19 protein-coding genes are annotated in these 25,155 nt (G+C 60.3%); 15 read left to right on the forward strand and 4 right to left on the reverse strand.

Annotation, left to right across the window (positions count from 1 at the left end; translation table 11 throughout):
• Positions 1–71: 71 nt before the first annotated feature.
• The 3 genes from ACOYW0_RS23750 to ACOYW0_RS23760 are packed head-to-tail and all read right to left on the reverse strand — an operon-like array spanning position 72 to position 3,887.
• The gene (locus ACOYW0_RS23750) at positions 72–860 is read right to left on the reverse strand and encodes an alpha/beta hydrolase (protein WP_482416209.1); all 789 of its coding nucleotides are present in this window, start codon (positions 858–860) and stop codon (positions 72–74) included.
• A 43-nt stretch (positions 861–903) separates the two neighbouring features.
• Complete coding sequence (locus ACOYW0_RS23755; protein ID WP_482416210.1) at positions 904–3,063, reverse strand: acetate--CoA ligase family protein; 2,160 nt, start codon at positions 3,061–3,063, stop codon at positions 904–906.
• A 2-nt stretch (positions 3,064–3,065) separates the two neighbouring features.
• Complete coding sequence (locus ACOYW0_RS23760; protein ID WP_482416211.1) at positions 3,066–3,887, reverse strand: enoyl-CoA hydratase/isomerase family protein; 822 nt, start codon at positions 3,885–3,887, stop codon at positions 3,066–3,068.
• A gap of 340 nt (positions 3,888–4,227) precedes the next feature.
• On the opposite strand from ACOYW0_RS23760, the gene ACOYW0_RS23765 reads away from it, so the two are divergent.
• Positions 4,228–4,638, forward strand: coding sequence for a hypothetical protein (locus ACOYW0_RS23765; protein WP_482416212.1), 411 nt, complete (start codon positions 4,228–4,230; stop codon positions 4,636–4,638).
• A 75-nt stretch (positions 4,639–4,713) separates the two neighbouring features.
• Here the strand turns inward: ACOYW0_RS23765 and ACOYW0_RS23770 are convergent, their stop codons facing one another.
• Positions 4,714–6,042, reverse strand: coding sequence for a UDP-glucose dehydrogenase family protein (locus ACOYW0_RS23770; RefSeq protein WP_482416213.1), 1,329 nt, complete (start codon positions 6,040–6,042; stop codon positions 4,714–4,716).
• Positions 6,043–6,396: 354 nt separating this feature from the next.
• On the opposite strand from ACOYW0_RS23770, the gene mfd reads away from it, so the two are divergent.
• The 14 genes from mfd to ACOYW0_RS23840 all read left to right on the forward strand — a co-directional run bounded on the left by mfd (position 6,397) and on the right by ACOYW0_RS23840 (position 24,989).
• The gene (mfd, locus tag ACOYW0_RS23775) at positions 6,397–9,912 is read left to right on the forward strand and encodes a transcription-repair coupling factor (RefSeq protein ID WP_482416214.1); all 3,516 of its coding nucleotides are present in this window, start codon (positions 6,397–6,399) and stop codon (positions 9,910–9,912) included.
• Positions 9,890–10,561, forward strand: a complete 672-nt coding sequence (locus tag ACOYW0_RS23780) for a hypothetical protein (RefSeq protein WP_482416215.1) — start codon at positions 9,890–9,892, stop codon at positions 10,559–10,561. The genes mfd and ACOYW0_RS23780 overlap by 23 nt, the downstream gene beginning before the upstream one ends.
• A 120-nt stretch (positions 10,562–10,681) precedes the next feature.
• Positions 10,682–11,365 (forward strand): SurA N-terminal domain-containing protein, encoded by a 684-nt coding sequence (locus tag ACOYW0_RS23785; protein ID WP_482416216.1) that lies wholly within the window; start codon positions 10,682–10,684, stop codon positions 11,363–11,365.
• 35 nt (positions 11,366–11,400) lie between these two features.
• Positions 11,401–11,790 (forward strand): helix-turn-helix domain-containing protein, encoded by a 390-nt coding sequence (locus ACOYW0_RS23790; RefSeq protein ID WP_482416217.1) that lies wholly within the window; start codon positions 11,401–11,403, stop codon positions 11,788–11,790.
• Between the two features lie 61 nt (positions 11,791–11,851).
• Complete coding sequence (locus tag ACOYW0_RS23795) at positions 11,852–12,118, forward strand: RodZ domain-containing protein (RefSeq protein ID WP_180144811.1); 267 nt, start codon at positions 11,852–11,854, stop codon at positions 12,116–12,118.
• 269 nt (positions 12,119–12,387) lie between these two features.
• Entirely contained in the window at positions 12,388–13,752 is a 1,365-nt protein-coding gene (mgtE, locus tag ACOYW0_RS23800) for a magnesium transporter (RefSeq protein ID WP_482416218.1), read from the forward strand.
• A gap of 6 nt (positions 13,753–13,758) precedes the next feature.
• Positions 13,759–14,538, forward strand: a complete 780-nt coding sequence (recO, locus tag ACOYW0_RS23805; protein WP_482416219.1) for a DNA repair protein RecO — start codon at positions 13,759–13,761, stop codon at positions 14,536–14,538.
• Between the two features lie 13 nt (positions 14,539–14,551).
• Positions 14,552–15,622 carry a GHMP family kinase ATP-binding protein gene (locus tag ACOYW0_RS23810; RefSeq protein WP_482416220.1) on the forward strand — a complete coding sequence of 357 codons (1,071 nt, stop codon included), beginning with the start codon at positions 14,552–14,554 and terminating at the stop codon, positions 15,620–15,622.
• 419 nt (positions 15,623–16,041) lie between these two features.
• Complete coding sequence (gene glyQ, locus ACOYW0_RS23815) at positions 16,042–16,920, forward strand: glycine--tRNA ligase subunit alpha (protein WP_180144824.1); 879 nt, start codon at positions 16,042–16,044, stop codon at positions 16,918–16,920.
• 80 nt (positions 16,921–17,000) lie between these two features.
• Complete coding sequence (glyS, locus tag ACOYW0_RS23820) at positions 17,001–19,082, forward strand: glycine--tRNA ligase subunit beta (protein WP_482416221.1); 2,082 nt, start codon at positions 17,001–17,003, stop codon at positions 19,080–19,082.
• 139 nt (positions 19,083–19,221) lie between these two features.
• On the forward strand, positions 19,222–19,482 hold the full coding sequence (locus tag ACOYW0_RS23825) for a hypothetical protein (RefSeq protein WP_482416222.1): 261 nt from the start codon (positions 19,222–19,224) through the stop codon (positions 19,480–19,482).
• Positions 19,483–19,785: 303 nt separating this feature from the next.
• Positions 19,786–20,517, forward strand: a complete 732-nt coding sequence (locus tag ACOYW0_RS23830) for a nucleoside phosphorylase (protein WP_482416223.1) — start codon at positions 19,786–19,788, stop codon at positions 20,515–20,517.
• 102 nt (positions 20,518–20,619) lie between these two features.
• Positions 20,620–22,458, forward strand: coding sequence for a BRCT domain-containing protein (locus ACOYW0_RS23835; protein WP_482416224.1), 1,839 nt, complete (start codon positions 20,620–20,622; stop codon positions 22,456–22,458).
• A gap of 296 nt (positions 22,459–22,754) precedes the next feature.
• Positions 22,755–24,989: a dynamin family protein gene (locus ACOYW0_RS23840; protein ID WP_482416225.1), complete on the forward strand. Its 2,235-nt coding sequence runs from the start codon at positions 22,755–22,757 to the stop codon at positions 24,987–24,989.
• Positions 24,990–25,155 lie beyond the last annotated feature (166 nt).

A 25,155-nucleotide genomic window follows, 5' to 3' on the forward strand; every position in this document is an offset into this window, starting at 1 on the left:
TAAAACCTGTTTGTCTAACTTTTTAAACGTTTGGCCCCCAGGGCCGCCGGAGGCAAACCTGGGGGGCTGGGTCAGGTCATGAGGCGACGAGAGAGGCGGGCCAGGCTCTCCAGGTAGTCGCGGAATCCCACGTAGAAGATGTCGTTGTGCCCGGCGTGCCGGATCCCTAAGAACTGTTTTTCCGAGGAAGGCGAGGCCGCAAAGAGGTCTTCCCCTTCGTGGAAGGGGATGATGCTGTCTTCGTGGGCATGGATGATGAGCAGCGGCCCTGGGTAGGTGCTGATCTTGGCCAGGTTGGCGGGGCCTTCGGATTCATCGGGCAGCTCCACCCAATGGGGCAGGCCGATGGTACGCAGCAGGGGGCCGAGGCGGGCAAAGCCGCTTTCGATGACCAGGGCACGGATCGTGTCGGGAAAGGCCGCGGCCAGTTCCATGGCCGGGGCGCTGCCCAGGGATCGTCCCATGGCCACCATGGGGCCTGTGTACCCTTTTTTGATGAGCCATGGCTTTACAAAGGCAAAAGTTGCCCTGGCGTCGGCCAGCATATGGGCCACGGACGGTTCGCCCCGGGAGAGGCCGTAGCCTCGGTATTCTGCGATAACCAGATTGAATCCGCACCCGGTGAGGTGGGCGGCTGCCTCATCGTAATCCGAGGCCACCTCTCCGTTGCCGTGGAAGAAGAGGAGGGTGGGGAGCGCCTTGTCCGTCAGGTGGCAGCGGACGGCGAGGCGTTCTCCGTCATGGGAGGGGATAAAAAGATCAAAGCAGCGGTCCGACTCTTCAAGGACGGGCAGGCCGGGGCGGGGATGAAACAGAAGGCTCAGAAATTCCGGGCGGTCAAAGGGGGACGGTTCCGTCATGGCGGTTCTCCTGGTTTGGGGACCATAGGGGGTGCTGTCAGCCCTATCCCTTGGGGACCACGGGCTCTTTTTTCAGTATCATACGGGCGTCAGCGATGTCGATGCCCTGGTCATGGACGATGACGGGGTTCAGGTCCATCTCCTGGATATCCGGGTAGGATTCTATCACCTCCGAGACGGTGAGCAGGAGCTGGCTGAGGGCCTGCTTGTCCAGGGCGGGAGATCCTCTGAATCCGTTGAGGATCGGGGCGGATTTAATTTCGTCGATCATGCGCGAGGCAGCGGTGCGGGAGAGGGGCAGCACCCGGAAGGAGACATCCCGCACCACCTCCACCAGGATCCCCCCGATGCCGAACATCACCACCGGGCCGAACTGTCGGTCGATTTTGGTGCCGATGATTACCTCCACCCCCTTTTTCTTCATGCTGGCCACCAGGCACCCTTTGATGACGGCGTCGGGCTTGTACTCCCGTGCGTTGTCGATGATGCGGTGGAAGGCGTTGCGAATCTGGTCTTCGTTTTCCAGGTTGAGGCGCACCCCGCCGGCGTCACTTTTGTGGAGGATATCCGGTGAGACGATTTTCAGCACCACGGCCCCGCCGATCTCCTCGGCCAGGCGCACGGCGTCGTCTGCGGTTTTGGCCAGGTGTTCCCGCATGGCCGGAGCACCGTGGCTGCGCAGGATCTCCTTGGCTTCGTGTTCAAAGAGATAGCGGCGGCCCTCGGCACGGGCGTTGTGGATGAGCTTGACGGCCTTTTTTTTCGCCTTGGCCCCCCAGTTGAATTCAAAGGTGGTCTTGTATTTGTAGGCGGAGATGTACTGGCCGTAGCGGGAGAGGGCTCCCACGCACCGTGTGGCGATGTCCAGGGATTCGTACACCGGGATGCCGTAGTAGCGCAGGAGCTCCAGGGAGTGGGGCTTCACCGAATTGTAGAGGCTTTGCAGGACAATGGGCTTGCCCGATCTCTGGACCAGTTTGCCCATCTGGTGGGCTGCGTCCTCTTCCAGGAACCGGAGCTTTTCGGCAAACCGGATGGCGTAGCCCCCGAAGAGCCCGGCAATGAGAAGACCGCCCACGTTGGCGTCGTTTAAGATGATCCTGGCGCAGCGGGCAAAGATTTCGGGGTTGGCGTCACTGCCCCCGGCAACATCCACCGGATTGGATACCGAGGCATTGTGGGGCAGGATCTCTCGCAGTTTGGCCTGGGATCGCTCCGACAGGGTGGGGATTTCAAGGCCCAGATCGGTGAGGAGGTCCGAGGCGATGGTAGCGTGCCCGCCCCCGTCGGCCAGGATGGCTACCTTTCTGTTGCGGATGTGCGGCAGGCTGGAGAGGGTCTCGGCCACGGGAAAGAGCTGGTCCGGGTGTTCGATGTTGATGATTCCCGCCCGCTCAAAGGAGGTGCGGGCCACCTCGGAGATTCCTGCCAGCGCCCCGGTATGGGACCCCGCTGATTTTTGCCCCGTGGAGGTCCGGCCGCTTTTCAGCAGGATGATGGGTTTCTGGCGGGAGGTTTTGTAGACCTGCTGGAGAAAGGTGCGGCCGTCCCGCAGCCCCTCCACATAGATGAGGATGGCCTTGGTCTTCTCGTCGTGTCGGAAAAATTCCAGGTATTCGTCGAAATGGATGTCCGACTCATTGCCCACCCCCACATAATAGGAAAAGCCCTTGTGGCTTCGCAGGGTGGCCTCGGTGATGAGGTGAAGGGCGATGTTGCCGCTCTGGGTAAGCAGGGCGATGTCGCCTTTGGGGACGTTGGAGAGTCCCACCAGATTGAGTCCCGTCCACATGTTGATGATGCCCGAGGTGTTGGGCCCCACCAGTCGCACCTTGTGAGCTCGGGCTGTCTCCAGGATTTCGTCTTCCAGGTGTTTGCCCTGGGGGCCCATCTCGCCGAAGCCCCCTGCAATGATGACGGCACCTGCAATGCCCTTGCGGCCGCATTGGGCCAGGAGGCCCGGGACCGTAGAGGCGGGTGTGGTGATGAGGGCCAGGTCCACCGGCTCTTTGATCTCCTCCACATCGGCGTAGCATCTCAGGCCGAGGACGCGGCGTTCCCGTGGGTTGACCGGGTAGATGCCCCCTTCGAACCCGCTCTTTTTCAAGGTGGCCACGGCCTGGTAGCCCCGTTTGGTCTCATCCCGCGACGCGCCGATGACGGCCACGGAGTCTGCGTTGAGTATGCGATGAAGGTCTTCCATGGCTACACCCCCTTGAATATGGGTCGGCGCTTCTCTTTAAAGGCGTCAATGCCCTCCTGCCAGTCCCGGCTTTTCATGCAGGCAATGATGGCCTTGGTCTCTTCGTCGTAGGTCTCTTCCAGGGTGAGGGCGGGGGCCCGTTCCATGAGGGATTTGGCAAGGGCCATGGAAAGGGGCGCTTTGTCGGCCATGCGTGAGGCAAGGGCCAGGGCCTCTTCCATCAGGTGATCCCGTGGGACGCTGGCAAGGGCCAGGCCGGTCTCCACGGCCTCGGGGCCCGTCAGGATTCGTCCCGTGTAAATAAGCTCCCGGGCCCGCGCCAGGCCCACGATGCGCTCCAGGTGGCGGGTGACACCGCCCCCCACCATGGTGCCGAGGCCGGTTTCGGGAAACCCCAGGGTGGCTGTGTCGGCCATGATGACGAAATCGCAGTTAAGGGCCAGCTCGGTGCCTGCCCCCCTGGCCGGTCCGTTGACCGCCGCGATAACGGGCAGGGGAAGGGTTCGGAGTTTGAGGCAGGTGGCATGGGCCAGTTCAATGTAGGCTTTTTTTTCTTCGGCGGTTCGCTGCCCGTCGGCGTGGTGCTTGAGGTCCGCCCCTGCGCAGAAGGCCTCTTTGGGGGGGCGGGGGAGTGACGTGTCTGTTACGGGGGGGGCACCGGTGATGATCAGGGCCCGGATGGCGAGGTCTGAAGAGAGAGAGTCCAGGACAGACCCCAGCTCTTCGTACATGCGTTCAATGACGGCGTTCATGCGGTGGGGCCTGTTGAGACGCAGGATGCCGGTGTTGTCCCGGGCTTCGAAGAGCACGGTGGCAGGGGTCATCAGAAGCCTCCAGACCGGTTTTCAACCGACGGAAACGGGCCGGGGAGAGGGATGAAAACCGTGTGTGTGGTGTAATTGACCGATAAATCAAAATTTTACCAAAGGCGTTATCTCTCCGTCAAACAGAACGTTTGCAATTTTCAATCAAACATGCAACCCTTTCCTCCAAAGTTCAGTACTTCACCCGGGATGTTGTTTGACTAATAGACGACGATTCGGGTCCTTGTTTCTGCGGTAGCGTCACGGGTGTCTTCTGGTTTGGTGGGCCCGGTTATTATTGGTTATACGGGTGGTGGGGCGTCTTTGCGGAGTGGTCATTTTTTCTGATACGGATGGTGTTATGACATGTAAAAAATTGGGGTTGATCCTGCTGCTATTTGCCTGTACTGCCTGCTCCTCACAGGAGTACAGTCACCCCGTGCACTTCGAGACCCTGTTGAACGATCATTCCATTCTCACCTTTGACGTGACGGTGGTCATGAAAAGCGAGAAAGGCTTGGAAGAGTTGAAAAAAAAGCTGTCCCAGGTGGAGTACGGCATGCGCATCGTCTTGACCCAGAGACGCCCGGATCAGATCGATACCCCCAAGCGCATCAAGAGCGTCATGCGAAAAATCTGCGAATCCCAGATGGCCAACCGGGTGGAGCGGTTTGATGTGACCCAGATGAGGCTCCGGCGATACGTGGGCGGGGCAAAATACGTGGAAGATGGCCCCAAGAGCATCAATCGAAAAGGTCTCACCGGGCAGTAACGAGCCTTGCAGGGGTATGGTTTTTAAGGGCGGGTGCGCTGGTAAACAGCGAACCCGCTCTTTTTGTTTGTCCCTTTAGCGACCGATGCCTTCGTAGTGAAAGCCTTCTGTTTTGAGTTGCTCAGGGCTATACTGGTTTCGGCCGTCAAAGATAACGGGCTGAGCCATGAGGCGCTTCATGGCCTCAAAGTCCGGCTGGCGAAAGGGCTTCCACTCGGTGACCAGGAGCATGGCGTCCACATCCTTGACCGCGTCGTACTGGTGGTCCGCTAAGATGAGGCTGCCGTTTTGCAGGTGGCCGGCCAGGCACTGTTCGGCCTCTTCCATGGCCACGGGATCGTAGGCCGTCACCGTGGCTCCTGCGGCGATCAGTTGCTCGATGACCACCACAGAAGGGGCCTCCCGCATGTCGTCGGTGCCGGGTTTGAAGGCAAGGCCCCAGATGCCGAAGCGGCGTCCGCTCAGGTCCTCCCCAAAGTGTTCCACCACCTTTTCAAAGAGGCGTTTTTTCTGAAAGGCGTTTCGTGTCTCCACCGCCTTGAGGATCAGGGGCGTAAAGCCCACCTCTCCGGCGGAGCGGATCAGGGCCTGGACATCCTTGGGGAAACAGGACCCGCCGTAGCCGCACCCGGCGTAGATAAAGCTGTAGCCGATGCGGCTGTCCGAGCCGATGCCCTTGCGGACACTCTCCACATCCACGCCCAGTTTTTCGCACATGAAGGCGATCTCGTTCATAAAGGAGATCTTGGTGGCCAGAAGGGAGTTGGCTGCGTATTTGGTCATCTCCGCGTCCCGGATTCCCATGGAGACGATTTTGTCATGGATCCGGGAGAAGGGGGCATAGAGGGTCTTCATGATGGCTTCGGAACGGGGGGAGTCCGTGCCGATCACCACCCGGTCGGGGCGCATGAAGTCCCCCACAGCCGCTCCTTCCTTGAGGAACTCGGGGTTGCTCACCACGTCGAATTCTACTGAGACCCCGCGTTTGTCCAGCTCCTCCTGAACGACTTCACGGACCTTGTCCGCCGTGCCCACCGGAACCGTGGATTTGTCCACGATGACACCGTACCGGTTGAGGTGCTGCCCGATCTCCCGGGCCACGGCCAGGACGTAGCGGAGATCGGCAGACCCGTCTTCCCCCGGCGGGGTTCCCACGGCGATAAAAAAGAGGTCGGAGTGGGACATGGCCTCGGCCAGGTCCGTGGTGAAGTTGAGAAGCCCGAGTTTGCTGTTACTGGTCACCAGACCTTCGAGACCCGGCTCATAGATGGGAAGGACCCCTTGGTTGAGGTTGTCGATCTTGGTCTTGTCAACGTCCACGCAGGTGACGTTGTTCCCCATCTCAGAAAAGCAGGCGCCGGTGACCAGGCCTACGTAGCCTGTACCGATGACAGTGATATGCATGGTGATCTCCCGGTTCGGATGGTCCTCATCCGTTTTAGATAAGTTGAGGTAAAAACACTGGCTTGCCCTGTCGTCACCCGGTGTTATCGGGTGCGCTACTCTATCCCCCGGTGTGGTTTAACCTGGGGGCGGTCATACAAAAGGGTGTTGTTGTCTCGGGGTATTTCCTGTAGGCTCTGTGCACGCATCCTGCCGGATGCTTCTTTTTTAGTTTTTATCTTCGCTTTTCTCTAATAAGACTGAAGGGGGGAGAGAACCGGCATCGGTGCGTCCCATCGGCTGTGGCGTTTTGGGGTAGTGTTGTGCCGGCAAGCGCTTTTCGTCTTCAAACCGTAATGTTTCCGTACAGTGAATATGGCTCAAAATCAAGTGGAAAACATCCTGCGTCCCTTCCTGGCGCAACTTCAGGGCAAAGGGACCTCCTCCGTCATCGCCGGGCTGGCCGGGTCTGAAAAAGCCCTGGTCACGGACACCATCTCCCGGCTGGTCCCGGGCCCCCTTGTGGTGGTCCTTCCCACCACAAAGGACGTGGACCTTTTTCTGGGGGACCTCTCCCTGTTTGCCGGGGTGCCCACAGACGACGTGGCCGCCCTGTTCCCCCCTTATAATATTCTGCCCTACAAATCGGTGTCCTATCACGCGGAGACTTCCGCCAAGAGGATCCGGACCCTTTATGCCATGCTGGAAGGCCGCATGCCCAAGATCGTGGTGACCACCGTGGACACCCTGATGCAGCGGCTGATCCCCAAGGAGGAGATGAACGCCTACGCCGATCTCCTCATGGTCAACGAGGAGGTGGATCGCGGGGAACTCATCTCAAACCTGGTGGCAGGGGGCTATGTCCGCACCTCCATTGTGGAGGAGCCCGGGGATTTTTCCGTTCGGGGGGGCATCGTCGATTTCTTCTCACCTTACCATGACGACCCGGTGCGCGTGGAGTTTTTTGGTGATGTGGTGGACTCCATTCGTCTGTTTTCCGCCACCAACCAGAGGCGAAAGGGCTCTCTCATGGAGGCGGTCCTCCTTCCCGCCAGGGAGACCATCCTGCGCCGCGAAAAACTGGAAGAGGTGGTCGGGCGCATTCGCCGTGCCGCCGCAGCCGCGGGCGTCCCCCTCGACGAGGTGAAGGACCTGGTGGGCCGCGTCAAAGAGGAAGAGGGGGGTGCCACGGTGGAGAGTCTCCTCTCCCTGGTCTACCCGTCCCTGGATACGTTTATGGATTACCTGCCCTCCAATGCCCTGATGGTGATCCCGGACCCGGACGGCCTGCGCAGGAGCAGGGATACCTTTCTCCAGAGGGTGGCGGGCAACTACGAGCTGGCGCAGAAGGGGAATCGCCTCACCGTTGAGCCGGAGCAGCTGTTTCTGGGGAAGGAAGAACTGGAAACCCACCTCAAGGCGTGTCGGGTATTGGAGTACGCCATGGTGGCCACCGAGTCCATGGATGCCGGTGGAAGCCTTCCCCTTGCCATTTCCGATCACAGCGCCCTCACCGCTGAACTCAAGACCCGCCACACACGGGACGAGTCTCCCTTGCAGCCCCTGGTGGACCGCCTGGAGTCCCTTCGCCGGGAAGGGCATCTCACCTGGATCCTCTGCAGTCGTGAGCCCCAGGTGGAACGACTCCTGGAGCTGTTGAAACCCTACGGCATTGAGCCGCCCGTGGGAACGTACAACCGGGAGGCGACCCCCCGCGGAGGCGCCCTTCGCATTGCCGTGGGGCATCTGTCCACCGGCTTTTTCTGGGCCGACGCGGGCCTGGCCGTCATCACCGAGGACGAGATCTTCGGAGCCAAGCGGCGGGTGGTGCGCAGTGCCAAGCGGCGGGCCCGGGACGAGCTCCTCTCCCTGGGCGAGTTGAAGGAAGGGGACCTCGTGGTCCACGACGAACACGGTATCGGCCGTTATGTCGGGTTGACCAAGATCGTGGTGGGGCGGATTACCAGCGACTACCTGGCCATCGAATACAAGGACGATGACCGCTTCTACCTGCCCGTGGACCGCATGGGGATGATCCAGAAGTACGTGGGTGTCGAAGGGCACAAGCCCCTTTTGGACCGCATGGGGGGCAAGTCCTGGGACAAGGTCAAGGCCAAGGCCAAGAAAGAGGTGGAGAAGATGGCCGGCGAGCTTCTCAAGCTCTACGCCGAGCGAAAGGTGAAAAAAGGATTCAAGTTTTCCGCCTCCGATGCCTACTTCAACGAGTTCCAGGCCTCCTTTCCCTACGAAGAGACCCGGGATCAGCTCCGGGCCATCGACGATGTCCTGGACGACATGGAGAAAGAGAACTCCATGGACCGCCTGGTCTGCGGGGACGTGGGCTACGGCAAGACCGAAGTGGCCATGCGCGCCGCCTTTAAAGCCGTGGCCGACGGCAAGCAGGTGGCGGTGCTGGTGCCCACCACGGTCCTGGCCGAGCAGCACCTTAAGACGTTTCGGGAGCGGTTCGATCGTTACCCGGTCATCGTGGAGAGCCTCAGCCGCTTCCGCAAGGCTGCGGAACAGCGCCGCATTGTCGAGTCCCTGTCAGAGGGCAAGGTGGACATCGTCATCGGGACCCATCGCCTCTTTTCCGGAGATGTCGACTTCAAGGACCTGGGCCTTTTGATCATCGATGAGGAGCAGCGGTTCGGGGTTCGCCATAAAGAAAAACTCAAGGGGCTCAAGAGCACCGTGGACGTGCTGGCCCTCTCTGCCACCCCCATCCCCAGGACCCTCCACATGTCCCTTGCGGGCATGCGGGACATCAGCGTCATCTCCACGCCCCCTGAAGAGCGGCAGGCCATCATCAGCTATATCGCCGAATACGACGACGCCATTGTGGGGGAGGCCATCACCCGTGAGCTGGGTCGTCAGGGGCAGGTTTTCTTTGTCCACAACAACGTGGCCTCCATCGAGCGCATGGCCGATCGCATTCGTGACCTGGTGCCTGCGGCCCGGGTTGGGGTGGCCCACGGCCAGCAGACCGAGCGGGAGCTGGAAAAGGTGATGTTCGCCTTTGTGGAAAAGCAGATCGACGTGCTGGTGACCACAACCATCATTGAGTCCGGCCTGGACATCCCTTCGGCCAACACCATGATCGTGAACCGGGCCGACCGGTTCGGGCTTTCCCAGCTTTATCAGCTCAGGGGGCGCATCGGCCGCGGGGACGAGCAGGCCTTTGCCTATCTGTTCGTACCCGAGGAGGCCCGTTTGAGCCGGGATGCGGCCAAGCGCATGAAGGTGCTCATGGAGCACACCGACCTGGGGGCCGGATTCCAGATTGCCATGAGCGATCTTCAGATAAGGGGCGGGGGCGCTGCCCTGGGTGCCTCCCAGTCCGGGCACATCGCCGCCGTGGGCTACGACATGTTCCTCACCCTCATGGACGAGGCCATCTCCGAACTCAAGGGACAGCCCAAGGTCCATGCCCTGGAACCCGAGATCAACGTCAATTTCTCCACCTTCTTCCCGGAGGACTACGTCCCGGACATCGAGCAGCGGCTGGTGCTGTACAGGCGTCTTGCCAAGATGCGGGAACTCCGGGAGATCGCCGATATCAAGGGTGAGATCGTGGACCGTTACGGCAAATTGCCGGAAGAGGCCATGAACGTCCTTTTAAAGATCATGCTGAGGATCGAGGCGGTGAGGGCGGGGGTCAAAAAACTCGAACTGTCCGGCACTCAGCTCTCCCTGTCGTTTTCCGATCTTCACCAGAAGGTGCCCCACGCCATCGTGGAGGTGACGGCCAGGGGAGAGGGGCGCTACGAGCTGACGCCGGATCTTCTCTTCCGGGCGACCCTGACCAAGGGAACCAACAGCAGCCTGCTGACGCAGTGCAAGAATATTCTCAAGGAGGTGGCGGCCTATGTTAACCCGTCAGACAATTAAGCGGGGGGTGCTGGTCCTTTCTGTCCTTGTTGCTTCAGGGCTTTTTACAGGGTGCACCGGCGGGGCCGGTCAGGACCCGGAAACACCCCTGCTGTCATGCCGGGGGCGGGCCGTGACCGCAGGGGATTACCAGGATGCCCTGAAGCTGGCGCTCCAGGGCTATCCCTATGAGAGCCTTTCCAAGGGTGAAGAGGTGGCGGCCATTCGCAAGGGGGTGCTGCACCAGCTCCAGGAGGAGCTTCTCCTGCTGTGCCTTGCCGACGAAAAGGGCATCACCCTTCGGGAGGGGGCCCTGGACGCAGCTGTGGCCGATGCCGGGGCAGGGTACCCCGAGGGGGCCTTCGAAAAGGAGTTGACGGATCGCGGGATCTCCTTTGCCCTCTGGAAGCGGCGGCTGGCCAACCGGCTCCTGGCAGAGCAGGTCCTTGCGTCGGAATTCAGGAATGAACGCCTCCTTTCCTATGCTGATTTCCAGGCGGTCCAGGGCGGAACGTCCTCGACATTGAGTGAAGAGGGGTTGGTCAGGCAGGTCAGGCGTTCACGTATGGAAGCAGCCTATCGTGCTTGGCGGCGGAGCGCTCAAGGAAAATATTCAATTGAAGTTAACGGCGAATTGTGGGAAAAGATCCTTGAAGAAGGCAGACCGTAGCGTTCCTTGGTGGGAAAAAACGTCCCGCGGAAATGGGGGGCATTTTGGCTGCAAGTGTTGAATCGCTTTTTATTTCAGGTGATTCGGCGAGGCAGTGTTTAATCGGAGTCGGACGAATTTATGATTAAGTCAACGACCGGACAATGTAAAAAATGGGTGTGGTGTGTGCTCGTGGCTGTTTCAGCCTGTCTTGTGGCAGGGACGGCGGCGGCGAAAAAAGCCGAGGTGATCGATCGCATCGTGGCCGTGGTCAACGATGATGTGGTGACCCTTACGGACCTGAACGAAGAGCTGGCCCCCTATGAAGCAAAGATCCGCCAGATGAATTACCCTCTTGAAAAAGAGATGCAGATGCGGTTCAAACTGCGTGAGGATCTGATCAATCAGCTTGTGGAGAAAAAACTTACCGATCAGCTTGTGGCGAAAAAAGATATCCATATCGGCGAAAAGGAAGTGGACCGGGCCATTGAACGGGTCAAGAGCCTCAACCAGTTCACCGATGAGGCGTTACGGGCCCAGCTCAAAGCCCAGGGCCTGGATTACGAGACCTACCGCAGCGAGATCAGGAACCAGCTGCTGAGAAACCGTCTGGTGAGCTACGAGGTGAAATCAAAAATCGTCATCACCGACGAAGATGTTCAGGAATACTACGACGCCAATAAAAAGGAGCTTGGGAACAAGCCCCTGGAAGAGGCGCTTCACGCATCCATTACCGATCAGTTGTACCAGGACGCCGTGGGCAAGAAATTCGCCCAGTGGCTCAGTGATTTGAAAAAAGAAGCACATATCAAGGTGATTCAGTAATACCGCAGGCCGGCGGCAGTGAAGGAAGGGGGCGCATGGCTGAAAACAAAGATGAGGTTCGGGAACGGCCCCAATTTAACGAATACCTTCGGGATACCCGGTTGCAAAACGGCATCACCATTGAAACGGTGTGCCGCGAAACCAAGCTCTCCCGTCATGTGGTGGAGAGCATTGAGGCGGGAGACCGCAGCGCCCTTCCCGAGGATGTGCTGCTCAAGAGCTTCCTGCGTTCCATGGCAGAGGCGTGCGGCGCCGACGGGGAAACAGCGGTTTCTCTCTACTTGGAAGCGTACCCTCCGGCTCCGGAGGGTGTCCGCTTCTGCAGATCCGGGGACCGGAAACGGAACCTGGGGATTCTTTTTGCCCTGCTTTGTCTGGTGACCTTTGTGGTCCTAGGGGTCTCTTTTTTTTTTGACGCCCCCTGACACCGGCGTATCAGAGCAGGCGGAGCCTCCCTCAGAGGCTCGCACCATACCCGAGAAAAAAATGAAAGAGAAAAGGCGCTCCGAAAAGACCCGTGAGGGGCTCCTTCTGGAGATCCTGTCGGCCGGAAAGGCCCATGTCAAGGTGAGTGCCGACGGCAGTCAGCCCAAGCCCTATGCCATGAGACAGGGGGAGCGCATCTCCATCCGTGCGGTGGAGAGTTTCAATATTCTTCTGGAAGACAAGTGCGCCGTCGCCTTGTTTTACAACGGGCGGCCCGTGGAGATTCCCGGGCCCTGCGGGCGGCCGGTGAACCTCTGGATTCCGTAACAGATCCTTGGAAGGGCCGGGCCACCGCCGCAAAAGCCGGCAGGCACAGGCCGGCTTTTTTGTTTTTACTCCGCCACATTGAGATTGCGGGAAACCTTTTGACCCCGACACGATCAGGACAACAGCGCCTCTGATCTTGTCGGGCCTTGGAAGCAGGACACGGCAGCCCCGAAGGGCGTTCCCCGATTTGTTTCGTGGGGCCCTTGGGGAGTACCGTGCCCTGTCTGCCGTCAGGGCCGTTGGGGCCCTGTCATGCGGGGAGGATTATCATGAGCGAAGACAGGAACAAAATTCTTGAAGAGACCATCAAGCGGCTTTTGAGGCGCGGGGCCCTCACCAACCTTCAAAAGATCGTCAACAAGACACACGCGGCGGACCTCTCCGTTGTCTTCAGGAACCTTTCGGTCAACAGTCAGCGCAAGCTCTTCGACATGATAGAGGACTACGAACAGAGGGCGGTGCTCCTGAGTGAACTCAGCGAGTACACCTTCACGGACTTTATCGAGACCATCGAGGTGGAAGAGCTTCTGGACGTCTTCGACCACATGCCCGCAGACGACGTGGCCGACCTCATCGCAGACCTGCCCAAAGAGAAGGCCGACGCCGTCCTCGAAAAGATGAAGACCGAGGAGTCCGAAGAGGTGGAGGACCTCCTCAGCTACGACGACGACACCGCGGGCGGGATCATGGTCCCGGACTTTGTGGCCCTTGCCGAAGAGATCACCGCACGGGAGGCCATCGAGTCCCTTCAGAAGGACTTCCCCGATGTGGAGATGCCCTTTTACCTTTACGTCGTGGACGACCATGAACGGCTTGTGGGGGTGGTCTCCCTGCGTCAGCTCGTGGTGGTCAAGCCCGGCACGCCCCTGAAGGACTTCATGACCACGGACATCTTCTCCGTGACCACCGACATGGACCAGGAAGAGGTGGCCAAGATCGTGGCGCGCTACGATATCCTGGCGGTGCCCGTTGTGGACGACAACAATCGCCTCATGGGGATCGTCACCGTGGACGACGTCATCGACATTTTCCGCCAGGAGGCCACCGAGGACATGCTGAAGATGGCCGGTGTGGGCGAGGAGTTCGTGGAGACCCAGTCCATTGTGAGCAGTACCCGCATCCGCCTGCCCTGGCTCTTTGCCAGCTGCATCGGTGGGATCCTCGCCTTTTTCATCATCGGGCACTTTGAAGACACCCTGAAGCAGGTGACCTACCTGGCCGCCTTTCTCCCGGTGATCATGGGGATGGGCGGGAACATCGGCACCCAGTCCTCCACCATTGTGGTGCGGGGCCTTGCCACGGGGCGTCTCGTGGCCGACGACCTGAGGAACGTGGTGTGCAAGGAACTCAGCATCGGCATGATCCTGGGCATCATCTACGGGGGGCTCATCGCCCTTGCCGCCCAGGTGCGGTTCGGCTCGGAGATTAACACCATGATGCTCGCCGTTTCCGTGGGGCTGGCCGTTCTCTCGTCCATGTCCATCGCCGCCCTGGTGGGCTCCCTGGTTCCCATGGTGTTCGGGCGCATCAACATCGACCCGGCCGTTGCAACGGGCCCCTTTGTCACCACCAGCATCGACATTATCAGTGTCTATTGCTATTTTAAGATTGCCACCCAGCTCCTGGGGCTTTAGGCCGGTATGGCTCTCGTCCCCCAGGTGATCATCCGGAAGGCCCGGGCTATTTTGCTCCGCAAGGTGGAGTACGGGGACCACGATGTGGTCCTCACCTTCCTCACCCCGGACAAGGGCAAGGTGAGTGCCTTTGCCAAGAACGCCAAGAAGAGCGTGAAGCGGTTTTCCGGAGTCCTGGAGCTTGCCACCCTCCTGGAGATCGTGGTGCGCCAGGGAAGGGGCCTTCCTTACCTGGAAGAGGCCTCTATTCTGGATCCTTACGAATCCATCCGTACCGACTATCTGCGCTCCGCCTATGCCGGTTACTGGTCCGAGGTGACCATTCAGTGGCTGGAAGAGGATGTGCCTCAGAATCGCCTCTTTACCCTTTTCGAGTCCGCCCTGGGCGCCCTCAACGACTCCCGGAGATCTCCGGGGAGTGTCAGTATCCTGTTTCAGATGCTTTTCCTTGATATCGCCGGCTTTGCGCCGTCCCTGGCCCAGTGCGCCGGGTGCGGCGCCTCCATGGAGACCCCGTCCGGGGACCGGGTGCTCTTCGACCTGGATCGCGGGGGCCTGGTCTGCCCGCAGTGCCGGGGGGAGGCCCGCCATCGCATGGCCATCTCCGTGGGGACCCTGAAGCAGCTTCGCTGGGTGCTGGATGAAGGGCTGGAGGGCGCCTTTCGGGTGCGATTCAGTCCCAACACAGAGCGAGAGGCCCTGGCCCTCATGGAACGTTTTCTGCCACGGCACCTGGGACGAGAGCCCAAGAGCCTCTCTTATCTATCCAAAATCCGATCCATGTAAAGGATATCCCGCCATGCCCCATGACACAGGCCGTCCCATCTCTTCAACCGTCGTGACCTCCGCACCCTGCCGGGTGGATATGGGGGGGACCCTTGATCTGGCCACCTTTCATCTCCCGTTGCGGCATCTGGATCCCGTCACCTTCAACCTGGCCCTGGACCTGCGGACGCGGGTTCGCATCGCGCCGTACACCCCCGGGCGGGTGCGCGTCTCCTCCCGGGGCTTTGAACCCGCCGAATTTCCTGCCAGGGAGCTCCCCTTTGATCACCCCATGGGTCTGATGTTCGGCATCGCCGCCTATTTTGATGCTTCAGGGGTGGTCATTGACATCGATTCGGCCTCGCCGCCCCGCAGCGCCCTGGGGGGCTCTTCCGTTGCAGCGGTGGCCCTGTGCGCTGCCTTTCTCATCGCCCTTGAGGGCATGGAGGACGGCCATGCCCTCAAGGAACGCGCCGCCCGCATTGCGCAATCCGTGGAGAGCGCCGTGGCAGGCGTTGTCTGCGGGATCCAGGACCAGATGGCCGCCGCCTTCGGCGGGGTTTCCCTCTGGCACTGGGACGGGGAGGGGCGGTACCGGCGGACGCAGCTGTGCGACGCCGGGGGCGCGGAGCCGTCGGCTCACATGGCGGTGGCCTATTGCGGCATTCCCCATGATTCCCTGGACGTCAACGGGCGATGGGTCAAAGGGTTTCTGGCCGGGCGCCACAGGGCGGAGTGGGTTCGCATCATCGAGCTGACCCACGCCTTTGCCGAGGCCATGGCCGCGGGCCAGTGGCGACGGGCCGGAGAGCTCATGAACCGCGAGACACGCATCCGTCTGTCCATGACGCCGGATGTGCTGGACGAAACGGGAACGCGCCTGGTGGAAAGCGCTGTGGCCCTGGGTTGCGGCGCCCGCTTCACCGGTGCCGGTGGCGGCGGGTGCCTCTGGGCCGTGGGGGAGGTCGGGGACATGGCAGCCGTGAGGGATGCCTGGGGGGCCATCTGCGCGGAGATTCCCGGTGCAAAGCTCCTGCCGCCTGCCGTGGCATGGCACGGGGTGGCCACCGAGGGGGACGAGGCCTGGGAGGCGCCTGTTTCCTGACAATCCGGGCCGCAGAGGACAGGGGTGCCCGTCTCCTTTGTCAAGCTTTTCAAACCCTTGGCCCCTGTCCGGGTGCAATGAGTTATTTTTTCGTGTTTCCGGGCCCTTGCGAAGGCCCCGGCACGGGGTGGATGCCCTGCGCCTTTTGATTGACTATCGCTATCTTATCATGTAGTTTTCTTTGGTTAAAATAAGATGACCGTGCAGCAAAGGGATGTAATCCGGACGTTTTCCACGCATGTTGTGTTGCGGTGGCGAGGTACCCCATTATATAGCGTGTCGCATCGCGATACCCTGCGCCCTTGCAGGCCATCACAGGATATAAACCTTTACGACCGTGAAAGGGGCGGGGTGTGGGTCCACACCCGTTTTTTAAGGAAGCGTCTTTCCAGGCACCGAGTTATTTGAGGAATCAAAAGATGAATTTTCAGGATGTGATTTTAGCGTTGCAGAAATACTGGGCGGGCACCGGCTGTGTGCTGAGCCAGCCCTTAGACCTTGAAGTGGGGGCCGGGACCTTTCATCCTGCGACCCTTTTGAGGTGCCTCGGGCCCGAGCCCTGGAAGGTTGCCTACGCCCAGGCTTCCCGTCGTCCCACGGATGGTCGCTACGGCGACAACCCCATGCGCCTGCAGCACTACTACCAGTTCCAGGTGCTGATGAAGCCCTCACCCGACAACGTCCAGGAACTTTACCTGAACAGCCTCAAGGTGCTGGGGATCGACCCCATGGACCACGATATCCGTTTTGTGGAGGATGACTGGGAGTCGCCCACCCTGGGGGCGTCCGGCCTTGGCTGGGAGGTGTGGCTCGACGGCATGGAGGTAACCCAGTTTACCTATTTCCAGATGGCGGGCAGCATAGAGGTCAAGCCCGTGTCCGTGGAGCTCACCTACGGCCTGGAGCGCATCTGCATGTACCTGCAGGGCGTGGACAGCGTCTACGACCTTAAGTGGAACGACACCCTCACCTACGGGGATATCTTCCATCAGCAGGAGGTGGAGCAGTCCACCTACAACTTTGAGGTGGCCGACGTGGACATGCTCCTCGACCTCTTCAAGAAGTATGAAAAAGAAGCCGAACGCATCATCGAGCAGGGCATCGTCCTGCCCGCCTACGAGTGCTGCATCAAGTGTTCGCACCTTTTCAACCTCCTCGACGCCCGCGGGGCCATCAGCGTCACAGAGCGAACCGGTTACATCGGCAGGATCCGAAACCTGGCTCGTATCTGCGCCCACGGGTACATCGAGCAGCGGGAGCGTCTCGGTTTCCCCATGCTGAAGAAACAGCAGGGCTGATGAGTTCCCCGTGCGGGCTCCGGCCCGTCCTTACGACAGATTTTGCTGCACCATCGTCGCAGCCGACATACAGGTGAGATATGAAGACCTTACTTTTTGAAATTGGAACGGAAGAGATTCCTGCCGGGTATATTCGGCCCGCCCTTGACTTTTTAGCCGCGGCCGTGGCCGACAGGCTGAAAGAGAACCGCATCGACGCCGGTGAGGTGACCACCTACGGCACCCCCCGTCGCCTCACCGTCATGGTTAAAGGCGTGGCCGAGGGCCAGAAAGCCGAGACCACCGAAGTGACCGGGCCCCCTGAGTCCGTGGGCTATGACGCCGACGGCACTCCCAAGATGCCCGCCGTGAAGTTTGCGGAGAAGGTGGGCATCGACGTGTCCGAGATCCAGATCAAGGAGACCAAAAAAGGGCGGTACCTCTGTGCCAGCGTGGCCGAAGAGGTCAAGCCTTCGGTGGAGGTCCTCTCGGAGATCCTTCCCGAGCTGATCCACAAGGTGCCCTTTCCCAAGACCATGCGCTGGGCCGACCTCTCCGTCACCTTTGCGCGCCCCGTCCAGAACATCGTAGCGCTCCTGGGTGAGACGGTGATTCCCTTCTCCTTCGGCAACGTCACCAGCGGAAATGCCTCCTTTGGTCACCGCTTCATGAACCCCGGGCCCGTGGCCATCGATAACCCCGATGCCTACCTGGAGATCCTGGAGAAGGTCAACGTCATCGCAGATTTCGACGCCCGACGCGTCATGGTGAAGGAGCGGGTAACCGAAGCCGCCAAAGAGGCGGGTGGTGTGCTGCTCCCCGATGAGGAGCTCTTCGACACCGTCACCAACCTCATCGAGTATCCGGTGGTGGTCATCGGGACCTTTGACGAGGATTTCCTTGCCGTGCCCGACGAGGTGCTCATCACCTCCATGCGCGAGCACCAGAAGTACTTTGCCGTGGTGGATGAGGCGGGCAAGCTCAAGAACGCCTTCCTTGTGGTGAACAACACCCGCGTCAAGGATCTCTCCCTGGTGCGCCGCGGCCACGAAAAGGTTCTGCGCGCCCGTCTTGCCGATGCGAAATTCTTCTTCGACCAGGACCTCAAAGAGACCCCCGATGCCTGGGTGGAGCGCCTTAAAGGTGTGCTGTTCCAGGCCAAGCTCGGCACCGTTCACGAGAAGGTGGGACGCATCCGTCACCTGGCCGGCGTCCTGGCCCGGGTTGCCGAAGCCTCTGCCGATACCGCGGCCCACACCACCCGTGCAGCTGAGCTTTGCAAGGCCGACCTCGTCAGCCACATGGTTGTGGAGTTCACCAAGCTCCAGGGTGTCATGGGTCGTGTCTACGCCGAGAGGGCAGGGGAGGACGCGGCCGTGGCCGCCGCCATCCAGGAGCACTACAAGCCCCTCTACTCCGGCGGGGAGCTTCCCCAGACCGAAGAAGGTGCTCTGCTGGCCCTGGCCGACAAGCTCGACACCCTCTGCGGCTGCTTTGCAGCGGGCCTCATCCCCACCGGGGGCGCCGACCCCTATGCCCTGCGCCGTCAGGCCATCGGCATTGCCCAGATCATGGTGAAGATGGGGTACGCCTTTCCCCTGCGCCCCGTGCTGGAAGAGGGCGTTGCCGCCTATGCCGATCGCATCGAGGTCAACACGGACGAGACCGTTGCTGCCATCATCGATTTTTTCCGTGGACGCATCGATCACCTTCTCTTTGAAGAGGGGTACGCCAAAGACGTTGTGGCGTCTGTCACCTCCGTGGGCATCAACGTTGTCCCGGACATCTGGATGCGTGTGAAGGCCCTCTCCGAGCTTAAGGAGAAGGCAGACTTCGAAGCCGTGGCCGCAGCCTTCAAGCGTGTGGTCAACATCATCAAAAAAGCGGACCTCTCCGGGGGCGTTCCTGCCGTGGACACCTCGCTTTTTGAACACGAGAGCGAAAAAGAGCTCGTCAACGCCTTTGCCGCCACCCGCACCGAGGTGGAAGACGCCCTCAAGGTCGGTGGCTACGACAAGGCTCTCACCGCCGTGGCCGGGCTTCGACCTTCAGTAGACCGGTTCTTTGAAGACGTCATGGTCATGGCCGAAGACCCCGATGTCCGGGCCAACCGCCTGGCCATCCTGGCCGGTATTGCAGGGCTCTTCGGGGATATTGCTGATTTTTCCAAACTCTCTGCTTGATCTCAACAGGCCCCGCGGTACCTTTTTGAAAGGGGCGGACGTACGCCCGTATCGGCCACGGGGCCTTTATCTAAACCACCACCCATCCGGTTTTTGTGCTTAGGCAAAAAGCGGTATACAGAAAAAAATGGAGGAGTCCATGGCTGGATTTGATCCGGAAAAGGATAAGAAACTCAAAGAGTGGCGATGCGAGGACACCGGTCTTCTTGTCTCCATCAACCAGTACGACAAAGGCGAGCCCAAGGTGCAGATCGGCCCCCGAATCCTCAAGAAAAAGGACGGTACCGACCGAGCCCCCGCCAAGGCGGGTCGCCTCTCCATCAGCGACATCAGCTTTCTGTACGATATCATTGACGATATCAAAGACGAGCTGGAAAACAACCTTGACCCCATGGGGTAACGGGTTGTAGGCCTGCCGGTTTGTCGGCGGGCCATTGACTGATTCAGGCGCCCCGTGCCGGGGCGCCGACAAATGGGTCCCATGACCTATTGCCGCCCTTTTTGCGTTGCCTCCCCCCAATCCGCGCATCCTGCCGTCGTTTTCCATGGGGCGGGGCACGTGCCGCTGGTTTCCTGCAATATTGCGAATCCGTTAAATAATCTAAGGTGCCGTTCAGCGATCTATTATATAGTGAGACTGAGGCACGTGTCGGATGGACGCCACGTGTGACGGCGTGATCGGAAAATTAAGGAGGATGCAACCATGACAACAGGCATTGTGACCCCCCCGGAAGGGCCGGAGATTCCCGAAAAGGTGGTCCTTGTGGCCACTCAGCCCGATTTTTCCGAATTGATCAGGACCCTGGACGCCAAGGAAGTCAAAGGCGTTCCCATGCCCATGCGGTTGTTTCGCACCGGTAATGTCGCCGTGGCAGGGCCCTTTATGGGGGCACCCCAGGGCGTGATGCTCCTGGAGAACCTCGTGGCCTGGGGCGGTAAGTATTTTCTGTTTACCGGATGGTGCGGGTCCCTGACAGGCAAGCCCGGCATCGGGGAGACACTGCTCCTCACCGGGGCCTTTGTGGATGAGGGGACGTCGCTTCATTACGGGGTGGAGGCTGTGGGGCACTGCGTGGCCCCTTCCGCTTCCCAGACCGCCTTTGTCCGGGAGACCCTGGAGAGGGCCGGCACTTCCGTGTCCGAGGGCAAGGCCTGGACCACCGACGCCATGTACCGCGAGACCCCGGAGCGGATCAACCGGTTCAAGGACCTGGGAGCCATCGCCGTGGAGATGGAGGCCTCGGCCTTTTTCACCGCGGCCCGGTACCGCAAGGCCAAGATGTCCGCGCTGATGACGGTCTCGGATGATGTCTCCGGGTTGAGCTGGAACAAGGGCTTCGGGACACCGGCCTTCAAGGAGGGGCGTAAACGGACCCTTGAGGCCGTGAGCCTTATGGCCGGGCAATCAAGCTGGGGGCAACCCCAGGACGGCTGATAAAATGTTCCGTACGCACGGCCTCGTCTCCTTGGAGGCGGGGCCAAAACGACATGATAAAAAATGACTGGCTGACCTGGCCTGCACGATAGAACGGACTCTATGAATGACATTGAACGGCTCGTTGAAGAGCTGAAGCGTTTGAATGCGGCGTATCGAAACGGAGAGCCCCTGGTTTCCGATGCGGAATACGACGAGAAGGTGGAAGCCCTTCGAGCCATGAATCCGGCCCACCCCTACCTCGGGGCCGTGGAACCGGAGACCTTTAACGGCAAGGGAAAGGTGCGACATCCCGTTCCCATGCTCTCCACGGAAAAAGCGTATAAAATCGAAGAACTCGAGCGCTTTGTTAATCGAGTGGATAAAGCGGCCCTGGAGATCGGGCTCTCCTCCGTGAGCTATCAGGTCATGGCCAAACTCGACGGCCTGGCTGGCAGGGACGACGGCACGGAGTTTGCCACCCGCGGCAACGGCTTTGAAGGCTATGAGATCAGCAGCGCCCTGGCCAAGGGAGTGATTCCCGTGGGCGGGCGCGGCAAGGGGCTCGGCGAGATCGTCATGAGCCTCTCTTATTTTGAAGAGAACCTCAAAGACCACTTCGAACATCCCCGCAACATGGTCGTGGGGATCATCACTTCGGATGTCCTCAACGAACACGCCCAGAAAGCCCTGGAAGACAAGGCGGTGCGCTTTGTCCCTTATTCGGAGCTGAATAAATGGACGGGCAGCGGCCCGGAGATGATCGAGTCCATGGATTCCATCCGCGAGGAGGTCTTGGGCGGGATAGATTACCCGGTGGATGGCCTGGTGGCCGAGGTCACGGACGAGGCCCTGCGTACCCACATGGGCGCCACCAGCCACCACCACCGCTGGCAGATAGCCATCAAGACCCGTGGAGAGAGCGCCGTCACCACTGTGGAGAGCGTTACCTGGCAGGTGGGCCGCACCGGCAAGGTCACTCCGGTGATGGAGGTGAGTCCGGTGAAGGTCTCCGGGGCCACCATCCGACGCGTCACGGCCCACAACCTGGAGCGCCTCCGCTCCGAGAGTGTTGGCCCCGGTGCCGAGATCGAGATCATTCGAAGCGGGGAGGTGATCCCCAAGCTTGAAAAGGTCCTCACCCCGTCCGAGGAGGTCTCTATTCCCGAGACCTGTCCTGTCTGCGACGCCCCCCTTGAAGAAGACGACAAGTTCTTGCTCTGCGTCAATCCCATGTGCAGCGCCAAGGCCGAGCAGCGCATTGTCCACTGGTTCAAGACCCTGGGCAGCGCGGACTGGTTCGGCAAAAAGACGGTGCAGAAGCTGGTGGAGAAGGGCTACGACACCCTGGAGAAGATCTACAAGCTGAAAACCGTGGAGTTCCAGGCCCTGGGCTTTGGCCCGGTGCAGTCGGAAAACCTTTACAACGCCCTGGGCATCAGTCGCACCGAGCCCGTGGAAGACTGGCGGTTCCTGGCGGCCTTCGGGGTCCGCAGCCTGGGCAAGAGCGAAGCCCGGAACCTTCTTTCGGTCTTTCCCCTCACCGAACTTATCGAGAAAACGGGGGATGAGATCCTTGCCGCCGATATCAGGGGGTTTAAAGGGGCCAAGTGCGAAAACATCGGCACGGGCCTTGCCGTCGTCCGTGAGACCATCCGTCACATGTTGGATCTCGGGTTTCAGCTGGAATTCACCCCCCTGGCCTCCGAGGTGGCCGAGTCCGCTTCGGATTCGCCCCTTTCCGGCAAAGGGGTTGTCTTCACCGGTAAGATGGTGCGGGGAAGCCGGGAGGAGATGCAGGAGATGGCCCGAAAGCTCGGGGCCGTGGTTCAGTCCTCGGTTTCGGGCAAGACCGATTTTCTGGTGTGCGGCGCCAATGTGGGCGCCAAGAAGGTGGAAAAAGCCAGGGAAAAAGGGGTGGAGGTTATCGACGAGGACCGGTTCTATGAGCTGGTGTCCTAAAAGCGCCTCCGGCGTCTAAGGATTTGTGGCCTCACCCTTGGGCCCCAGATTGCAAAAGCCCTCTCCCTTCGTTCCTTAAGGGGAGGGCTTGCGTGACGGGTCCCATGCAACCAAACAAAATCGGTCCAAACGGAGCGCCGCACTCCGGTGCGGCATTTTAGTCCGTCGTTACCCGTGCCGCACAGGAGTGCGGCGTTCCAGGGGATAAGGGTGTTCGGGGTCTTTAAGCATAGAAGACCGTTTTGACCATAGCTGGTGGGCAGTAACAATTATCAATCATGCGGGTTAAGGTGTTTATGAAGCGATACAAGGAGCTGAAAGAGGAGATTCTTAAAGCGGGCCGTGACTTCAGGGCCCTTTTTTCAAAAGCGGCCGGGGCCATGCCCGTGGCTGACGGGACCTTTGATCGGTGGGAGAGGACCCTGGACGGCATCGACCGCCAGATCGGGGATGAGAGTTTCCGCGTGGCCGTGGTGGGGCCCATCAAGTCCGGCAAGAGCACCTTTGTGAACTCGTTGTTCAAGGGGGATTACCTCAAGCGGGGGGCCGGGGTGGTAACCTCCATCGTTACCCGCATCCATTGCGGGGAGACCCTGGCTTCGGAGCTTACCTTCAAAAGCTGGGACGAGATCAACCGGGAGATTGCCCATGCCGCCGAACTCCTGCCGGGCATGGACCTCGCCGTGGAGGAGACGCCCTTTGACCTGCGTAAGGAGGGGCACCGGGCCGCCCTGGCCGAAGGACTCGAAGGGCTTTCCCGGGACATGCTTATCACCGAGGACGCCCGCAATGTCCACACGGTGCTTCTCTCCTCCTACCTCAAAGGGTATGAGCGCATGGAGGGGATGATCCGCCCCGACGCGGTGACCCGCCGCTTTGAAGGGGATGATTTTGCCTCCCACCGGGACTACTCAGGGGATGAGGTGCTGGCCGTCTACTTAAAGGATGTCTGCCTCACCATCGACACCGTCTCCTGGGACCCTTCGGTGGAGATCGCCGATTGCCAGGGGAGCGATTCCCCCAACCCCCTCCACCTCTCCATGATCCAGGATTATCTGGTTTATGCCGACCTGCTGGTGTACGTCATCAGCTCCCGCACCGGCCTTCGCCGGGCCGATATCCGCTTCCTGACCATGATCCGGGAGATGGGCATCGCCGAGAACACCACCTTTGTGGTGAACTGTGATTTTTCCGAGCACGACTCCGTGGAGAACATGGAGGCCATCGTGGCCAAGATCACCGAAGAGCTCTCACTGCTGATCCCGGAGCCCGAGGTCCACACGGTATCGGCCCTGTACCAGCTCCTGACCTCCCTGGAAGAGACCCTCGCCCAGCGGGACCGCATGCGGTTGGAGCAGTGGCGCCTGGACGAGGCCTTCAGCAGCGCGTCGGTCTCCGGCATGGAGGGGTTCATCAAGGCCCTGGAGGAGAAGCTCACCCTGCAGAAGTACTTCATTGCCCTGAACAACCATGCCGAGCGCCAGATGGTCATTGCAAGCGGGGTGCAGCAGTGGATCCGCCTCAACCGGGAGATGCTTACCCGGGACCGGGACAGCGCCTCTCGCCTTGTATCGGGCCTGACCCACCAGCAGGAGAAGATGGCCCATGTCAGGACCATGATCCGAAGTACCCTGGACGGGGCCCTGAAGAAAGTGAAGGGAGACCTCTCCGGCCGGGTGGATCGTTTTTTCGATGCCTCCAGAGGGCAGGTGGTAACCGATGTTATGACCCATATCCGGCAGTACGCGCCGGACTACGGGACCTATGCCACACAGGACGAAGACGAGGACGCCTTTATTCGCGCCATGGGGGCTCTGCACCGCGATTTTCGGCAGGACATGGATCGGTTCCTGACCGAAGAGATCTCTCCCAAGATCATCGGCCTTGCCAGGGAGCTGGAAGAGTCCCTCATGGCCGATCTTGACAAGATCACCGCCCCCTACGGGCTGATGATCAACGACACCCTGGGAGATTACCGCCAGGCCGTGGAAGAGCTGGGCCTCACCCTGGGGGAGACCGCCCCCTGCAGCCTTCCTTCCATGGACATGGAGACGGCCAGGAAGGTGTCGGGTATCCGTTTTCCTTCGGTGTCGACCGTCCTGGACTACTCCCTGCGTGTGCGTGCCGAGGCCATGGTGCGGTTCGGGGCCTACACGGTGATCAATTTTGTCCGGAACCTCCTGAACAAAGCGCCCCAGGATCGCGCGGCCATCTGTGAAAAAGCCCTTGCCGACGGCATGAACCGCACGAGAAAAGAGGCACTGGAGTCCATGGGCCAGCACCTCCGGGATTACAAGGAAGCCCTCAAGGAGGGGTACCTCTACAAACTGGCCGACGCCCTGGCCGATCAGCTTTTTGAACGGCACGCCGAAGGGTTCCATGTTTATATCGGACGCCTCGACGAGCTGACCCGCCGCATCGAAGAGACGGGCAAAGACAAAGAGACGGTCCTGGACGCCATGGACGCCATGGAAAAGGACGCGATCCGTCTCTTCAGGCAAGTGGATCAAGTGAAAATGATGGTGGCATAAGAGCTAAAAGCTGGCCTGCGGCGGCCAGGGGATAAATCCCCTGGACCCTAGGTTTGGGAATGCTCTTTCGCCTTCGTTCCTCAGGCTCATCACATTCCCTGACGGGCTTCGCCCGTGCTGAATATGGAAAGGGGCAATCTTCTGCATCAGGGTCTCTTTCGTTCCC

The organism is Desulfoluna sp. HI9BLuna, from assembly GCF_056829775.1.

Excerpts from the sequence above, each read along its gene's own strand:
- ACOYW0_RS23750 (WP_482416209.1), bottom strand. The coding sequence starts at position 860 with ATGACGGAACCGTCCCCCTTTGACCGCCCGGAATTTCTGAGCCTTCTG.
- ACOYW0_RS23755 (WP_482416210.1), bottom strand. The coding sequence starts at position 3,063 with ATGGAAGACCTTCATCGCATACTCAACGCAGACTCCGTGGCCGTCATC.
- ACOYW0_RS23760 (WP_482416211.1), bottom strand. The coding sequence starts at position 3,887 with ATGACCCCTGCCACCGTGCTCTTCGAAGCCCGGGACAACACCGGCATC.
- ACOYW0_RS23765 (WP_482416212.1), top strand. The coding sequence starts at position 4,228 with ATGACATGTAAAAAATTGGGGTTGATCCTGCTGCTATTTGCCTGTACT.
- ACOYW0_RS23770 (WP_482416213.1), bottom strand. The coding sequence starts at position 6,042 with ATGCATATCACTGTCATCGGTACAGGCTACGTAGGCCTGGTCACCGGC.
- mfd (WP_482416214.1), top strand. The coding sequence starts at position 6,397 with ATGGCTCAAAATCAAGTGGAAAACATCCTGCGTCCCTTCCTGGCGCAA.
- ACOYW0_RS23780 (WP_482416215.1), top strand. The coding sequence starts at position 9,890 with ATGTTAACCCGTCAGACAATTAAGCGGGGGGTGCTGGTCCTTTCTGTC.
- ACOYW0_RS23785 (WP_482416216.1), top strand. The coding sequence starts at position 10,682 with ATGATTAAGTCAACGACCGGACAATGTAAAAAATGGGTGTGGTGTGTG.
- ACOYW0_RS23790 (WP_482416217.1), top strand. The coding sequence starts at position 11,401 with ATGGCTGAAAACAAAGATGAGGTTCGGGAACGGCCCCAATTTAACGAA.
- ACOYW0_RS23795 (WP_180144811.1), top strand. The coding sequence starts at position 11,852 with ATGAAAGAGAAAAGGCGCTCCGAAAAGACCCGTGAGGGGCTCCTTCTG.
- mgtE (WP_482416218.1), top strand. The coding sequence starts at position 12,388 with ATGAGCGAAGACAGGAACAAAATTCTTGAAGAGACCATCAAGCGGCTT.
- recO (WP_482416219.1), top strand. The coding sequence starts at position 13,759 with ATGGCTCTCGTCCCCCAGGTGATCATCCGGAAGGCCCGGGCTATTTTG.
- ACOYW0_RS23810 (WP_482416220.1), top strand. The coding sequence starts at position 14,552 with ATGCCCCATGACACAGGCCGTCCCATCTCTTCAACCGTCGTGACCTCC.
- glyQ (WP_180144824.1), top strand. The coding sequence starts at position 16,042 with ATGAATTTTCAGGATGTGATTTTAGCGTTGCAGAAATACTGGGCGGGC.
- glyS (WP_482416221.1), top strand. The coding sequence starts at position 17,001 with ATGAAGACCTTACTTTTTGAAATTGGAACGGAAGAGATTCCTGCCGGG.
- ACOYW0_RS23825 (WP_482416222.1), top strand. The coding sequence starts at position 19,222 with ATGGCTGGATTTGATCCGGAAAAGGATAAGAAACTCAAAGAGTGGCGA.
- ACOYW0_RS23830 (WP_482416223.1), top strand. The coding sequence starts at position 19,786 with ATGACAACAGGCATTGTGACCCCCCCGGAAGGGCCGGAGATTCCCGAA.
- ACOYW0_RS23835 (WP_482416224.1), top strand. The coding sequence starts at position 20,620 with ATGAATGACATTGAACGGCTCGTTGAAGAGCTGAAGCGTTTGAATGCG.
- ACOYW0_RS23840 (WP_482416225.1), top strand. The coding sequence starts at position 22,755 with ATGAAGCGATACAAGGAGCTGAAAGAGGAGATTCTTAAAGCGGGCCGT.